Below are 15,909 nucleotides of genomic sequence, written 5' to 3' on the forward strand. Positions count from 1 at the left end.
GCATCGCCGGTTCATGCCGTAAGCCAGGTTGAAGGAGGCATTCCGGATAAATATATGTCTTTTGTGTGTTTTAGGATTTAACTTTATATATGAAGAAACTTTTAGCCGGGATACTTTTACTTTTATCGGTAGTGATACACGCCCAGACCAAGGTAAGTGGCATAGTGGTGGACGAGGGCGGGCTTCCCGTTCCCTTTGCTAACGTACTTTTTAAAGATTCTTCGGAAGGGACAATTACCAATGACGACGGAAGGTTTTATCTCGAGTCCGTAAATAATTTTTCTACCCTGGTAGTTTCTTTTGTAGGGTATACGACTAAAGAGATAACGCTCGACAAAAAGGTAAACTACAATATGAAGGTGGAACTCCAGGAAGGAGAACAGCTCAAGGAAGTTGTGGTATACGTCGGGAAACAGCCCAAAAAAAACAATCCGGCTATAGAACTTTTGAAGAAGATCCTGGAACGAAAACGCAGGAACGGAGTACATGGCTTTGACCAGTACAGGTATGACAAGTATGAAAAAGTAGAGTTTGACCTGAATACCATAGACAGCAGCCTGATGAAAGGAAAACTCTTCAAAGGGATGGAGTTTATTTTTGATCAGATGGACACGTCGCGGATTACGGGGAAGACCTATCTTCCCATCTTTATCAATGAAGCCTTTTATGAAGTCTACGGGGATAATAAGCTTAACAGGAAGAAGGAAAAGCTGATCGGTAACAAAAATTCGGGTTTCAGCTCTAACCAAAACATTATTTCTTTCATTCAGGACCTGTATACCGAATACGACATTTACAAGAGTTATCTCAAATTTTTTGACAAGAGCTTTGTGAGCCCTATTTCAAGAGTGGGGATAGACACCTATAATTATGTATTGACGGACAGTACTTATATAGACAATAAATGGTGTTATAACATTATCTACTATCCGCGCCGGAAGAACGAGCTGACCTTTAAGGGCGATTTCTGGGTTAGCGATACTACCTATGCCGTAAAAAAGATAAACCTGCAGGTTACCAAAAGCGCCAATATCAACTGGGTAAAGGAGATTTATATAGAACAGGAGTTTGATGTGCTCAATGATTCCGTTTTTCTTTTGACCAGGGATTATATGATGAGCGATTTCAGCCTGAGAAAGAAAGAGGAATCGCGTGGGATTTACGGCAAGCGGACCACGATTTACGATAATTATGTATTTGACGAAGAGAAACCGAAATCATTTTATAATGAAGAAGTGGACCGTTTTGATGCCCGGATTTACGAGAGGGACAATGCTTTCTGGGAGCAAAACAGGCTGGAAGCCCTGAATAAAAATGAATCGGGGATATATAAAATGCTGGATACCCTGAAAACCGTTCCGAAATTCAAACGTCTATACAGTATCGGGGAAATACTGGCTTCGGGTTATGTGGAGATCGATAAATGGGATATGGATTATGGCCCTATTTTTTCTACTTTCGGATATAACGATGCCGAAGGGATCCGCCTGAGGGGAGGAGGACGCACCTATTTCGGCCCCAATGATATGTGGCGTATAGAAGGTTTCGGGGCTTACGGGTTCAAGGACAAGAAGTTTAAGTACGGCATATCCGCAAAATGGCTGCTCAACAGGGAGAACAGGCTTATCATTTCTGCGGGGAACCGTCGGGATGTAGAGCAGATAGGAGTGAGCCTTACGCCCAACAATGACGTTCTGGGAAGAAGTTATGCTTCCTCCTCCGTATTTACCGTGGGCTCCAACGATAAACTTACCAATATAAACCTTACGACTGCCGATGTGGAAATGGAACCTGCCAAAAACTTCCGGGTAAAGGTCGGGGGATCATTCCGCACCCTGCGTTCCGCTCTGCCGGAAGCTTTTAGTCTGGACTATGTGGACCCGGATTCACCGACAGGAGTTTCTTCACAGGTTAAGCAACTGGAACTGACTACCTCGCTGGAATATACGCCCGGGCGCAGGACCGTAGGATATGGGGTGGAAAGGAGAGATGTGAACGATGAATATGCCAGGTTGTATGTCAATTACGCCAAAGGAGTCAGCGGCTTCCTGGAAAGTGATTTCGATTATGAGAAAATACAGTTCTATTTCCGTAAACCATGGAACGTAGGAGGTTTCGGAAGATTGTATACTACCATAGAAGCGGGAAAGACCTTCGGGGAAATTCCGTTGGGATTGCTGAGTGTCGTACCCGGAAACCAAACTTATTTTTCCATATTCAATACCTTCCCGAACCTGGATTTTTACGATTTTGTTACCGATACTTACGTTTCCATGCACCTGGAGCACAACTTTAATGGGAGGATTTTTGCCAGACTTCCCCTGTTACGGAAACTGAACTTACGTGAAATAGTAGGCCTTCGCGGAGTGTGGGGTGAACTTTCGGACGAAAATATCGCTCTCAGTCAGCCGACCAATATAATGCTGCAAGCCCCATCGGAAAAAATATATTGGGAGTATTCGTTCGGAATAGGTAACATATTCCGGGTATTCCGGATAGATTTTAATTTCCGGGGGAATTATCTCGATATGCCCGATGCACGGAGGTTTAGTGTCACCGGTACCTTCGGTTTTCACTTTTAAATATTGTTAGAATTATATGAACAAAATTTTACTTTTCTGAAAAAAAATAAAAGCATCAGATAAACCTTACATTAATTAAAAAAATTAAATTGTGTTTTACAGGCATCTTCTGTATTTTTGCACCCTTCTTAACACATTGTAATTATGAGCGCAGCGAAATTAAAGTCTTTTGACGTTTTGATAGAGATCCCTAAGGGGAGTAGGAATAAATACGAATACGATTTTAAACTGAAGAAAGTCCGGTACGACAGGATGATATTTTCTTCTATGCATTATCCGGCGGATTACGGGTTTATTCCCGAAACCCTGGCGCTGGACGGCGACCCGCTGGATGTACTCGTATTGGTAACCGAATCCACTTTCCCGGGGTGTGTAATGGAGGTTAAGCCCATCGGTGTTTTTCATATGGCAGACGAGAAAGGACCGGATGAAAAGATCGTTTGTGTACCGGTATCCGATCCTATATGGAATAAACTCAATGACCTGGGGGATATGAACCCGCACCAGAAAAAGGAAATTGAGCATTTTTTCCAGGTATATAAAGATCTGGAGCAAAAAAAGGTCGATGTAGGTGGCTGGGGAGATGTTGATGAGGCCTACGAAATCATAGACGCATGTATAGACCGCTTCGAGTCTCTTCAGAATAAAGAGGCAGGACTGTTCAGTATTGCATAATTTATTTAGAGAATAGCACAAAAAAACAGCGGAGGATGGGGAACATGCTCCGCTGTTCTTGTTTTATAATACTTCCTGTTTTTGAAGCAGGCGTTCGTTTTTTTGTCGTTCCGGTTTTTCTTCTTTCCTTTTGGATTTCCGGCCGGGTTTTGTCTTTTTCTTTCTGCCTCTCCATATCAGAAAACCGGTAATCGGGGAAGAAGCGGCAACAAGGCATACGAGGAAAGCCAGTATTTTGGTTGGATATCCGTAAATACTGCCGATATGGATGGGATAAACAAGACGCCGCACTTTATCTCCCGTGGAAAGATCCTTATATAATGTTGTCTTCAATCGTTTGCCCGAATACATATCAAAATATACCATATCCCGTATATTGGGTATTCCTGCTTCGAGATTTTCTTTCAGAACAAGGATGCTGTTCACTCCTTTTACATCACGGATAAGGCGTATATCTCCATGGTACGGAAAGAGGCTGTCGGTTTCCCGTAACATAGAGGCATAGAAATAATCCTTTCTTTCCGTAGCATTTTTTGCAGATATGTTTTTTACACGGTGTACGGGCTTGGATGCCCCGTCCGCAATGTAATACATCAGGTTTTCATACCAGCGATAAGACCAGATAAGGCCTGTAAGTGCAATAAGGAGAAGGAATACGGAACTGTAGAACCCGAATACGGAATGGATGTCCCAGTTAACCCGTTTAAAAGAAGCATTCCACTTGATTTTTAAGCGTGGTTTCAGGTTTTTGAGTTTTACGGGGCACCACAGTACAATGCCGCTGATAAGTAACACCACGAATATCAGACACGAAGCACCGGTTATGGCCTTCCCGGTATTTCCCATAAGCAGGTAACGGTGAAGTTCCGTAACTATGAAGAAAAACCGTTTTTCATAGAAAGTGTCTTTCAGTATAGCGCCGGAATAGGGGTCGGCGGAAAGTACGAGCCTTTCGCCGTTTTTATCCGTAAGATGGATAAGCATACTTCTCTCCGGCTCGTCAAAGACATAGAGGTTGGTAAATTCGGAGTCGGGGTGCCGGTTACGGGCCTGTTCTATCAGGTGGTCCGCCGGAAATCTTTCGGAAGAAACCTGCGGAACGTTGTAATATGCCGGATCGAAAAAGGGCCCCAGTTCCTTTTCAAACACCAGAACACTTCCGCTGAGTGCCACTATAAAAACCACAAGACCGGAGGCAAGCCCCAGCCATAAGTGGATTGTTTTGATATAGGGTTTCAGGCGTTTCATCTAGAACGAATATCCTACAGTTAAAAGCCAGTTTCTCGGAGCTCCCGGGAACAGGCGGATATAATCATATCCTCCTACCCAGTGCGTCTTGTCTGTAATATTGTTGATATTCAGCTGTAATGTGAATTTATTTATACTATAATAAAGTGCTGCATTGAGAAGGGTATATGCCGGTATGGTCTGTGCGCTGTTTTGTTGCAGTACCCTTTCCGTGACAAAGTTGGTGCCGAAACCTGCACCAAGTCCCTTAAACTGGCCGTGATTGATGTTGTACCTGGTCCATAGATTCCCCTGGTGCTTCGGTGTATTCGGCTTTTGAATTCCGCTACGGTTACCTTGGGCATCTTTTACGATTTCAGCCTCGATAAAGGAATAGGAGGCACTGACACTCCAATTCGGTAATATGCGCCCGTTGAGGTCAACCTCTACGCCACGGGAACGGTCTTTTCCTATTTGTTGCAAAACGTCCGTGCCCGGTTGTGCATAAAGTGTGTTCTTCTGTTCTATCCGGTATAGAGCCAGTGTGGCATCCAGTTTACCGTTGAACCAGGAAGACTTCCCTCCGAATTCTATCATATTGCTTTCCAGCGGATCAAAAGGTCCTCCGAGGTTAGGGTCCATATTGGAAGCTGTCTGCGGCTCGAATCCTTGAACATATGTGCCATAGAGGTTGATATTGTCTGTTACGGAATAAGTAACCCCTATCCTGGGCAGAAATGCTTCCTGGTGTACGCTCTTTTCATCAGGCATGTCGTAATTCTGTTTGTCCGTATAGTAGTCGTAGCGGAGGCCAACCAGTACTTTCAGTTTATCCCAGCTGATCTGATCCTGTATGTAAACACCATGAGAGTTATATAGTTCCGGGCCGTATGACCTTACCGTATAGATATAATTGTTCATGTCTTTCAACTGTTGGGAAGCCACAGGATCTGTCAGGTCAAAATGTGCAACATTGGGGATGGGGTTACTGTTGGAATCAAAAAGAAAATCCTGGGGGTTGTTTTTGTCATAGGCTTTGGCCCCTCCGTCTGTTGTCAGGTACCCGTTAGCCTGTAATTGCGATCCACCACGGGGTATTTCCTGTTGAGCGTAATCATACCCTGCAATAAGGTTGTGATCCAGGGCTCCCGTCCGCACTTTGTAGTTAAAGAACGTGGAGAGATTATCTATAAACCTCTTGCGCTTGCGCTGGAATACCTGCATGGCTATCTGGTCCGGGATGGGTTGCCCCAGACTGTCTACGGCATATTGGTTGGCTCCTCTGTGTTCCAGGAGGTCTTCGTTATACCCGGTGCGGATGTAAGATGCCGAGAAGGACAGGTTGTCCGTAAACTGGTGGTTCAGTGCTATGGTAATAATATAGGTCTCTTCATTGAGATAATCATTAGTAGCACTCAGGGACTGGGAGATGGGGGTGGAATAAAGATCATCCTTAAACGTGGATTGCCCCCGGTCCAGCCGGCTTTTCGAACTGTTGTAGATAAGGTCGAAATTCACCCTTGTTTTATCTGTCGGCAGAAAGGAAATAGAAGGTGCGATAACAAGGTTTTTATCAAATTGCAGATCGCGGAAGCTGTTGGCGTCTTCATATCCTATATTAAGGCGGTACAGTAGTGATTTATCTTTGGTCAGCGGCCCGGTAAAATCTCCGAGAGCCCTGAGGGTATTAAAACTTCCTGTGGAAAAGCTCACGGAATTCCTTACTTCGTCCAGGGGCTTCTTGGTGACCCGGTTGATAACCCCACCCGGAGAAGCATTTCCGAATAGGGCAGAGGAAGGCCCTTTTAATACTTCCACACGTTCCAGGTAATTGGCCAGGGGCTGTTTCCAGAAACCGGTAGAGGTTCGCATACCATTCAGTAATTGCGTATTACTGCCGCCATTGATGCGGTATCCCCTTATAATAATGTCGTCATAAAAAGTATTCTGGTTTACACCGCTGAAATTTTTAACGATATCACCGACACGCATTACACCCTGATCGGCAATGAGCTCTTTGGTGGCATAGGACACCGCCTGGGGAAGGTCTTTCAGCGCTATCTCTGTTTTGGCCCCTACAAAAGATGTGGTATTCTTATAGCTCTTCTCCTTACGTCCTATTACTTCCACGGTCTGCAGGGCGGTTACACTTTCCTGTAGCTGAAAGTTGAGATCCAGGTTCTGACCTTCTTCCAGTGTGATATTATGCTCCTGGGTAGTAAAACCGATTTCGGATACGGTCAGGGTATAGCTTCCGGGCGGGATATTTTTCAACCGGAAATAACCGTTCTCATCGGCGGAAGTGCCACGGTTTAATTCGTTTATGAATACATTGGAGAAAGCTGCGGGCTCGTCTGCCCCGTTAGTTACTTTCCCGGTAATACTTGCCTGCTGTTGTCCATACATGATGCAACTGACGAGCAAGAGACAATACGTGATACAAAATTTCATATAATGGAGGTCTGTTGTTTTACGGGGACGAAATTAATGTTTTATTTATATTTAGTATAAATAAAGTCAAATGTTTTTTTCACCTTTATTTTCCGGTAGAGGAGAGATAGTAGTGCATTTCATGGGCGAAGTAATGAAAATGATAATTTCGCTGCTGTTTTATCTTTTTATTTTTAAACGGGAATATTATGCATTCATAATTCTTTAATATCGGACTTACGGATAACCATTCATTTTTATTACATTTATGGTGATATATTTATAAAAACCTTGAAAAATATGGAGTCCAATACTATTTTTTTGCCGATTATTATGGCAATCCTGGGTCTTGTCTATATGCTTGTAAAGGCAACGTGGGTCAAAAAACAGGATGCGGGAAATGAAAAGATGAAATCCATTTCCAAAAACATCAAAGAAGGCGCACTGGCATTTTTGCAGGCCGAGTATCGCCTTCTTTTCATTTTTGTTATCATTGCGGCTATCGCTCTCGGGGTTATAGCTTTTTTTGTGCCCACGACACACTGGCTTATTATTGTGGCCTTTGTTTTCGGAGCTTTCTTCTCTGCTCTGGCTGGGAACATCGGCATGCGTATAGCCACGGAAAGCAACGTAAGGACTACGCAGGCGGCACGAACCAGTTTGCCGCAGGCCCTTAAAGTCTCTTTTTCGGGAGGTACGGTAATGGGATTGGGTGTGGCCGGACTGGCAGTTCTGGGGCTCAGTCTTTTCTTCCTGGTATTTACCAAGATGTTCCTTGTTGGTGCGGCGAGTTTTTATGACGAAATGACCATTGTATTGGAAGCCCTGGCAGGCTTTTCCCTGGGGGCGGAATCCATAGCCCTGTTTGCACGTGTGGGCGGAGGTATCTATACCAAAGCGGCAGATGTGGGTGCGGACCTTGTAGGGAAGGTAGAAGCGGGTATCCCGGAAGACGATCCGAGAAACCCGGCAACCATAGCAGACAATGTAGGGGATAATGTAGGAGATGTGGCCGGTATGGGTGCGGACCTTTTCGGATCGTATGTGGCTACCGTTCTTGCTTCCATGGTCCTTGGAAATTATATTATCCGGGAAATGGCAGAGGTGAACGGTGGTTTTACCGATGCATTCGGAGGGATGGGGCCTATTTTACTTCCCATAGTGATTGCCGGAGTAGGTATTATCGCATCGATTATAGGGACCCTGGTAGTGCGGATAAGCAGTAATGATGCCAGAGAAGCACAGGTGCAAAAGGCTTTGAATACGGGAAACTGGCTTGCCATTATTTTAACCGTAGTGGCCTGTTACTTTTTGATCCGATGGATGCTTCCGCCGACCATTCATATGAAATTTTTCGGGGAAGGATTTAAGGAAATTGCCAGTAATAATGTCTTTTTTGCTACCATTATAGGACTGGCCGTAGGCGGACTCATCTCATTTTTTACGGAATATTATACCGGCTTGGGTAAAAAACCGGTACTGAATATTGTGCAAAATTCATCAACGGGTGCTGCAACCAATATTATAGCGGGGCTGGCTACGGGAATGAAGTCCACTTTTTCATCCGTACTTTTATTCGCAGCAGCCATATGGGGCTCCTACGCCCTGGCCGGGTTTTACGGAGTGGCCATTGCCGCATCGGCAATGATGGCTACTACTGCCATGCAGCTGGCTATCGATGCTTTCGGACCAATAGCCGATAATGCCGGAGGAATAGCTGAAATGAGTGAACTGCCGGAAGAAGTCAGGGGACGTACGGATATACTGGATTCCGTCGGTAATACCACTGCTGCCGTGGGTAAAGGATTTGCCATTGCTTCCGCAGCCCTTACCGCTCTGGCACTTTTTGCAGCATATGTGACTTTTACCGGGATTGACGGTATAAATATCTTTAAGGCCGATGTTCTTGCCGCATTGTTTATCGGGGGGATGGTGCCCGTTATCTTTTCCGCCCTTGCCATGCAGAGTGTGGGAAAGGCAGCTATGGAAATGGTAAAGGAAGTACGGCGCCAGTTTCGTGATATTCCCGGAATTATGGAGGGCACCGGGGAACCGGATTATGGCAGGTGTGTGGATATATCCACACAGGCCGCTTTGCGCGAAATGATATTGCCCGGGGCCATAGCTATTCTTTCGCCCATACTCATAGGCTTTGTTATGGGAGCCGAGGCTTTGGGGAGTTATATGGCCGGTGTGGCGGTGTCCGGAGTGGTATGGGCCATTTTCCAGAACAATGCAGGAGGTGCCTGGGACAATGCTAAAAAATCTTTCGAGGCCGGGGTGGAAATAGACGGAAAAATGACCTATAAAGGTTCGGATGCACATAAAGCTGCCGTTACCGGAGATACCGTAGGTGACCCCTTTAAAGATACTTCCGGGCCGTCTATGAATATTCTTATTAAACTGACATGTCTCGTCGGATTGGTCATTGCACCCATATTGGGAGGACATACTGCTGATACGGCCTCTCTGCGGGAAGATATCCGCAGGGAAGTGGATAGCAGGATGCCTGCCGGGGAAGACGAAAGTACCCGGGGAGTAATCCTGATGACCGAAACAGCAAACAGTACAACGGTAAAAGAAGAGATCCGGGTAAAAAATGATACTCCGGAAGAGGTAGAAAAAAACGGTAAAGAGATGAAAGAAAGATAAAAAATAGCTGCTATAAAACACAGAGATTATCAAATGAAGTGCATCCCAAAAGTCAGACAAAAAACTTTGGGGTGCACCTCATTTATTTTTTGAACTCTATTGTGTTGATTAATAGTAGTCGTAGGGATTAAAAATATGTTCTTACAACCTGTTTACTTCCGCATTTTCTCCCGGACTTCTGGGCATTGTACGGAAAATATGGTCCCATAAGGGGGAAGATACACCGAAAGCCCTGTCTGGTTCCCTGTAATGATGGATGGAATGGTGGTACCAGAGTACTTTAAGGAAGTTGTTGGGAACCTTAAACGCGTGTACCGAATAATGGACACCGAGGTAAGCGTTATATCCCATGAGGAACCCTGCAAGGAAACCAAAAGCATAATCTCCCATCACCGCCCTGTACAGGACGAAAAAGACAGTGGCAATAATAAGGCTGAGTACGGGAGGCATGGCCAGTCTGGACTTGTCTTTGGGATAGTCATGGTGCACACCGTGCATAGTGTATGCTATTTTTTTTCGCTTTTCCGTGGTAGCCGGCATATGATAAAAATAGCGGTGCATAATATACTCGATGAACGTAAAGAATACGGCCCCTGCTATAAAGAGCAATATCATTTCCGGTACGCGGAATCCCTTTTCTACGATTCCATAGTAAATAAGCACGGCAGCGATCACTGTAAATATAATCAGCGGCATGGAAATATGAGTGTGCGTCAGCTTTTCCAGTATAGGGTTGTTAAACAGTTTTGCAGAACCTTTGTGTTTGGGACGTTTGTGTTTTGTCGATTCCATAGAAATAAGATTGAAAAGTTATTCATCTGTGGGTTATCGGTCTTTATACAAAACAGCAATACCTGTGGAAATCCTGTAAAACCTGATAACCAACTCCTAAAATAACCCGTTGAGTTCGGCATCGATTTTTTGGATGACATCACCGAGATCCTCGGGGTTATCTACAAAATTAAGCTTATCTACATCAATAATCAAAAATTTTCCTTTATCATAAGTATGTGCCCATGCTTCATAACGTTCATTGAGCCTGCTGAGGTAATCGATAGATATGGAGTTTTCATATTCCCGTCCCCTTTTGTGGATCTGACTTACGAGGTTTGGAATGGAACTTCTCAGGTAAATAAGCAGGTCCGGGGCCTGTACCAGGTTTTCCATGAGCTCGAACAACGAGCGGTAATTTTCAAAATCCCGATTGGTCATGAGTCCCATGGCATAGAGGTTTGGCGCAAAAATATAGGCATCCTCATAGATGGTCCTGTCCTGGATGATGGTCTTGCCGCTTTCCCTTATCTGTAATATTTGCCGGAACCGGCTGTTGAGGAAATAAATCTGGAGGTTAAAGCTCCACCGTTCCATCTGGGTATAAAAATCGTCGAGGTATGGATTATCCACCACATCCTCGAACTGTGCCTCCCATCTGAAATGTTTGGCTAACAATTTAGTCAAAGTGGTCTTTCCGGCACCAATGTTCCCGGCTACGGCAATGTGCATAGTATGATAGTAATTGAGTGATAAATGTTTTTCTAATGTAAATATACAAGTTATCCTTGTTCGGGTAAAATATTTTTAGCCGGGCGCGGGCATAAATATATTACCATCTCTCCGGTTTAATCTCGTCCTTAAGCATATATGAAAGCGAATCGGAAAATGTTAAAAAATGGCACCTGGCCCCGTTACGTATATTGGGCTGTATTCAAAAAAAGACATTTCCCGTGTTTTTATAAGGTAACGGAACAAGTTCACGGTTTCGTACCCTGCAGGAAAATAACGTTCGGAATGATGGTAACGGGTTGATCTGCAAAACTTGCGGTTTGGTATAGGGATGCTGGTGATTGATCTATTTTGTTTTCAAAGAGACATCCGGCGCTGTAAATTTACTTAAAAGACAACCCTATGTTTCTCGGGATTAGCTTTTTCCGCCGTTGTGATGGCGTCCGATTTGAAATACCAATATGGAGTAAATAAAGTGCCCGGTGATCATATTGCCGGATCAGCGGAAAATATGCTCAGGGCATTCCATAAGGCCTGTTTGAACAAATAAAAAAAAATGAAAAATATGAGAAAAACAATGATGACCGGTTTGTTGGTTGCCGGTATGCTAGGTTCCGCTTTTGCCCAGGATTTTCGGGGGAAAGCCGTCTATGAGAGCAAAACCTATGTGGATATGGATCTTCAGGGCACAGATATTCCCGAACAGGACAGAAAAAGAATGTTGGAAAGAATGAAACAGGATCTTGAAAAAACTTTTATCCTGGATTTCACCCGTACGACATCCTTGTACCAGGAAGAAGAACAGTTAGGACAACCTATAGCGGAAAGAGGCGGCATGCGTATGGCAGTTTTCACAGGCCCGGGAGGAGAGGGGATTTACTATAAAGACGTAAAGAACTTAACGTACTGTAACCAGGTGGAGGTGTTCGGGAAAATATTCCGTATAAAGGACTCCCTGCCTGACTTGCAATGGAAACTGGACAATGAGACCAGGAAGATCGGCGAATATACCTGCTATAAGGCTACGGCAATAAGAAAAGTATCCCGACCTGGATTTTCAGTGAAACCGGGTAAGGGAAATAAAAGGGAAAAAACGGCAGATTCGGGTAAAGAACCTGTCGGGGCAGAAGACAAGAAGATCGTCATCACAGCATGGTATACTCCTGAAATACCGGTCAACCAGGGGCCGGGAGAATATTGGGGCTTACCGGGGCTTATCCTTGGGGTGGATACCGAAAGGACCTCTATTCTGTGCTCCAAAATAATATTGAACTCTCAGGATAAAGAGGAAATAGAAGCCCCGAAAAAAGGGAAAGAGGTCTCCCGGGCCGAATTTGATGAAATCATGCATAAAAAAATGGAGGAAATGAGAGAAATGCACCGACGTGAAGGCCGAAACCGGGATGGAGGCAGGGTTTTCCGTATCGGCGGATAGATCGGCCCGGACAGAAGGGCTCTTCCGGTATATTTTTCTTCATAAATAGTGAATAAACCTATGAAATACTGCATATATTTTTTGGTGGGATGTTTCTGTTTTTCTTCCATTTGTGCACAATCGGTCACACTCACGGGCACCGTTAAAGACAGTACGGGAGTTTCCCTGGAAATGGCCAATGTGGTAGCTGTCAACCGGGAGACGCAGAATCTCGATGCTTTCGGGGTGACAAATGCTGAAGGCCGGTACAGGTTACAGTTGAATCGTGGAAAGACGTACGATGTTAAAGTGAGCTATCTGGGAATGAAAACGGAAGAGTTCACCATAACCGCACAGGAAGATAGCTTTAAGGAAGTGGTTCTTTTTTCCGAGGCCGATCGTTTGGATGAAGTGGAGGTTACCTACGAAATGCCGGTTACCGTTAAAGGAGATACTATTATATATAATGCGGATGCTTTTAATAAGGGAACGGAGAAAAAGCTCGGGGATATATTGAAAAATCTCCCCGGCGTTGAAATAACCTCCGATGGCGAAATTGAAGTGGAAGGAAAAAAGGTGGGTAGGGTAAAAGTGGAAGGTAAGGATTTCTTTGAAGGTGACTCCAGGCTGGCAGCAGAGAATATTCCCGCCAATGCAGTGGATAAAGTGGAAGTGCTGCGCAATTTTAACGAGGTCTCCCAGATGAAAGGATTGACGAATGACGACGATAATATTGCACTGAATATTAAACTGAAGGAAGGGAAAAAGAACTTCTGGTTTGGTGAGATTACGGCAGGTGCAGGCCTGGATGAACGCTATCTTGCCCATCCCAAGTTGTTTTACTACAGCCCGGAATACAGCCTGAATATTATTGCGGATATTAACAATATCGGGGAGTTGCCGTTTACCATGCGTGATTATTTTAATTTTACGGGAGGATTCCGGACTTTCAATCAAAGGGGAGGGACCAGTTTGAACATGGCATCCAATGATCTTGGCCTCTCGCTTATGCAGAATAACCGGGCGAAGGAAATAGATACCAAATTCGGAGCTTTCAATTTCAGTTATTCCCCTACCGGTTTCTGGGATGTAGGCGGTTTCGCTATTTATTCTTATTCAGGCACGGAAATGCAGACCGATGCATCGCGGACTTTTATAGAATCGGGAGAGACGGAACATACCACCACGGCGACCGATCAGAAAAGCAAGCTGGGACTGGCCAAGCTGAATTCCGTTTACAAGCCTAATGAGGACCTGCAGGTAGATTATGATGTTTTGCTGAAAGTGTCAGACCAGCAGGAGGTCATGGACCGGGTGTCCGTTTCGGATGTTACGGATGATATCCGGGAATACAGAGAACAGACCCCGCTTACCCTTACGCAGAGCGCCAATGTATACTATACCCTGAACAAAAAAAACATTTTTACGGCAGAGATCAGGCATATGTATCAGAACGAAGACCCGTTCTACAATGCAATACGTGATTTACAGCCTTTTCAGGGAGTGTTGCCTTTTGACGACGGACAGAGCGTATATAATATCAATCAGGAACGATTGGTAAGGACAAACAGGATCGACGCCATGGTAGACCACTACCTGATAACCGGGAAAAAAAGCCATCTCAATTTTACGTTAGGAGCTACCCATAGCCACCAGGGTTTTGATTCCGAAATTTTTCAAATCCTGGATAACGGTGCCGAGATGCCGTTGGAAGGGGAAGCTTATACCAATGACGTTACATATAATTTTTCGGATACCTTTCTCGGGGTTCATTACAAACTGGCAGCCGGTATATTCACACTAAATCCCGGTTTCACCCTGCATGGTTACAGGACAGAAAATAAACAATCCGGTTCATCGGTAACCGATAATCTTTTTGCAGTGCTGCCTGATGTCTATATCAATCTTCAGTTTAAAAAATCGGAAAATCTCCGGTTTAACTACGGTATAACCAGGGAATTTACTGATGTCAATAAACTGGCGCAGGGGTATGTTTTTAATAATTACAATGCCATATACAGCGGGAACAGGGAATTGGAAAGTGCCCTGTATCACAGTCTTTCGCTGAATTATTTCAGCTTTAATATGTTTAACTTCACCAATATTTTTGCCGGCTTGTCGTATAATAAACGCATAAACGCTTTAAAGAGCAGTGGAAATATAGAGGGTATTAACCAGGTGAGTACAACAATAAACTCCGGTTTTGAGGATGACGTGTTTACCGCACTGGGGCGGTATGAAAAACGGTGGAATCACTACAAGGCCTCATTGAGGGCAAATCTATCCTATTCCAGGTTTAACAATATCGTAAACGAGGAGAGGCGGGTCTCCGAATCGTTTACGCAGGATTACCAGTTCAGTATGGCTACGAATTTCCGGGACTTCCCCAATCTGGAACTGGGATATGGATTTAACCGGAATAATTATGACAATGGCGGGAATGCTACCACATACTTTACGGACAAACCTTTTATAAAAGTAGATGCTGCCTTTTTAAAAGGGTTTATTTTTGCTGCCGATTACACTTACAACCACTACAGGGATAAGGAAAAAACAGTGAAAAACGAATATTCTTTTCTCAATGCCGATCTTTCGTACCAGAAAAAAGACAGTCCGTGGGAATACAGCGTGGGAATTACTAACGTACTGAACAACGGAGAGCTGAACCAGGATAGCTTTGACGAACTTTATTTTAACAGTTCGAGGTACCTGGTTCAGCCTCGTTATATGATGTTGAAGTTAAAATACAACCTGTAATTAATTATTTCGACGGATTAAATAATTTCCGCGGCTTCCAGTGCTTTTTCCAGTGCGACGGCCCTGGTGGTTTCCATTGCCGTTCCTTCTGCACGGAAGATCTCCACATCGGTCATCCCCATAAAACCGAGAACAGCCTTCAGGTAGCCCGGAATAAAATCATACCCCTGGTTTGCTCCTTCGGTATAAATTCCGCCGGAAGCCAGTGCAATGTAAACTTTTTTGCCTTTTACCAATCCTTGCGGGCCGTTTTCCGTGTAGTGGAAAGTTAATCCCGCTCTGGCAATATGGTCAATCCACGCTTTTAATTGTGAAGGGATGCTGAAGTTATACATAGGGGCTCCCAATACCAGAATGTCCGCTTCAAAAAGTTCCCGGACCGATCTTTCGGATTGTTGTATGGCCCTGATATCGTCAGATGTCCGGTCCTCCTCGGGAGTGAAGAACGCATTTACCGTTTCGGTCTGCATATGCGGAAAAACCTCGCGGACCAGGTCCCTTTCTTTTACCCGTACTTCCGGGTATACTTCTTTAAGTCTTTCTATAATGGCGTTTCCCAGCCGGGTGCTGTAAGAATTCTCGCTCTGTAGGCCCGATTTAATATGCAATATATTTTTCATGTTTGTAATTTTTATTCAAAAGTACGTATCTTTACTTTACAATTTATAG

Annotated in this window: 10 protein-coding genes; 5 read left to right on the forward strand and 5 right to left on the reverse strand. The window is 44.4% G+C overall.

Annotated features, from left to right (window positions below; translation table 11 throughout):
- Window positions 1-89 precede the first annotated feature (89 nt).
- Both ED312_RS11700 and ED312_RS11705 read left to right on the forward strand, forming a co-directional pair.
- The gene (locus ED312_RS11700; protein ID WP_123216204.1) at window positions 90-2,582 is read left to right on the forward strand and encodes a DUF5686 family protein; all 2,493 of its coding nucleotides are present in this window, start codon (window positions 90-92) and stop codon (window positions 2,580-2,582) included.
- A gap of 144 nt (window positions 2,583-2,726) precedes the next feature.
- Complete coding sequence (locus ED312_RS11705; RefSeq protein ID WP_123216205.1) at window positions 2,727-3,257, forward strand: inorganic diphosphatase; 531 nt, start codon at window positions 2,727-2,729, stop codon at window positions 3,255-3,257.
- A gap of 63 nt (window positions 3,258-3,320) precedes the next feature.
- On the opposite strand, the gene ED312_RS11710 is transcribed toward ED312_RS11705, so the two are convergent.
- Both ED312_RS11710 and ED312_RS11715 read right to left on the reverse strand, forming a co-directional pair.
- A complete protein-coding gene (locus ED312_RS11710; RefSeq protein WP_123216206.1) occupies window positions 3,321-4,505 on the reverse strand; it encodes a PepSY-associated TM helix domain-containing protein in 1,185 nt (394 codons plus the stop codon).
- A complete protein-coding gene (locus tag ED312_RS11715; protein ID WP_123216207.1) occupies window positions 4,506-6,935 on the reverse strand; it encodes a TonB-dependent receptor in 2,430 nt (809 codons plus the stop codon). It abuts the gene before it with no gap.
- A gap of 279 nt (window positions 6,936-7,214) precedes the next feature.
- Here ED312_RS11715 and ED312_RS11720 point away from each other — a divergent pair, with 279 nt between their 5' ends.
- Window positions 7,215-9,566 carry a sodium-translocating pyrophosphatase gene (locus ED312_RS11720; RefSeq protein ID WP_123216208.1) on the forward strand — a complete coding sequence of 784 codons (2,352 nt, stop codon included), beginning with the start codon at window positions 7,215-7,217 and terminating at the stop codon, window positions 9,564-9,566.
- A gap of 141 nt (window positions 9,567-9,707) precedes the next feature.
- Here the strand turns inward: ED312_RS11720 and ED312_RS11725 are convergent, their stop codons facing one another.
- Complete coding sequence (locus ED312_RS11725) at window positions 9,708-10,358, reverse strand: sterol desaturase family protein (RefSeq protein ID WP_123216209.1); 651 nt, start codon at window positions 10,356-10,358, stop codon at window positions 9,708-9,710.
- 96 nt (window positions 10,359-10,454) lie between these two features.
- Window positions 10,455-11,069 carry a deoxynucleoside kinase gene (locus ED312_RS11730; protein WP_123216210.1) on the reverse strand — a complete coding sequence of 205 codons (615 nt, stop codon included), beginning with the start codon at window positions 11,067-11,069 and terminating at the stop codon, window positions 10,455-10,457.
- A 565-nt stretch (window positions 11,070-11,634) separates the two neighbouring features.
- Here ED312_RS11730 and ED312_RS11735 point away from each other — a divergent pair.
- Together ED312_RS11735 and ED312_RS11740 are read left to right on the forward strand one after the other, a co-directional pair.
- A complete protein-coding gene (locus tag ED312_RS11735; protein WP_123216276.1) occupies window positions 11,635-12,504 on the forward strand; it encodes a GLPGLI family protein in 870 nt (289 codons plus the stop codon).
- Between the two features lie 60 nt (window positions 12,505-12,564).
- Window positions 12,565-15,240: a TonB-dependent receptor gene (locus tag ED312_RS11740; RefSeq protein ID WP_123216211.1), complete on the forward strand. Its 2,676-nt coding sequence runs from the start codon at window positions 12,565-12,567 to the stop codon at window positions 15,238-15,240.
- 17 nt (window positions 15,241-15,257) lie between these two features.
- Here ED312_RS11740 and ED312_RS11745 read toward each other — a convergent pair whose 3' ends face one another.
- On the reverse strand, window positions 15,258-15,860 hold the full coding sequence (locus ED312_RS11745) for an FMN-dependent NADH-azoreductase (protein WP_123216212.1): 603 nt from the start codon (window positions 15,858-15,860) through the stop codon (window positions 15,258-15,260).
- Window positions 15,861-15,909: the final 49 nt, after the last annotated feature.

It is taken from the genome of Sinomicrobium pectinilyticum (assembly GCF_003725735.1).
Classification (GTDB): Bacteria; Bacteroidota; Bacteroidia; order Flavobacteriales; family Flavobacteriaceae; genus Sinomicrobium; species Sinomicrobium pectinilyticum.

Excerpts from the sequence above, each read along its gene's own strand:
- ED312_RS11700 (WP_123216204.1), top strand. The coding sequence starts at position 90 with ATGAAGAAACTTTTAGCCGGGATACTTTTACTTTTATCGGTAGTGATA.
- ED312_RS11705 (WP_123216205.1), top strand. The coding sequence starts at position 2,727 with ATGAGCGCAGCGAAATTAAAGTCTTTTGACGTTTTGATAGAGATCCCT.
- ED312_RS11710 (WP_123216206.1), bottom strand. The coding sequence starts at position 4,505 with ATGAAACGCCTGAAACCCTATATCAAAACAATCCACTTATGGCTGGGG.
- ED312_RS11715 (WP_123216207.1), bottom strand. The coding sequence starts at position 6,935 with ATGAAATTTTGTATCACGTATTGTCTCTTGCTCGTCAGTTGCATCATG.
- ED312_RS11720 (WP_123216208.1), top strand. The coding sequence starts at position 7,215 with ATGGAGTCCAATACTATTTTTTTGCCGATTATTATGGCAATCCTGGGT.
- ED312_RS11725 (WP_123216209.1), bottom strand. The coding sequence starts at position 10,358 with ATGGAATCGACAAAACACAAACGTCCCAAACACAAAGGTTCTGCAAAA.
- ED312_RS11730 (WP_123216210.1), bottom strand. The coding sequence starts at position 11,069 with ATGCACATTGCCGTAGCCGGGAACATTGGTGCCGGAAAGACCACTTTG.
- ED312_RS11735 (WP_123216276.1), top strand. The coding sequence starts at position 11,635 with ATGAGAAAAACAATGATGACCGGTTTGTTGGTTGCCGGTATGCTAGGT.
- ED312_RS11740 (WP_123216211.1), top strand. The coding sequence starts at position 12,565 with ATGAAATACTGCATATATTTTTTGGTGGGATGTTTCTGTTTTTCTTCC.
- ED312_RS11745 (WP_123216212.1), bottom strand. The coding sequence starts at position 15,860 with ATGAAAAATATATTGCATATTAAATCGGGCCTACAGAGCGAGAATTCT.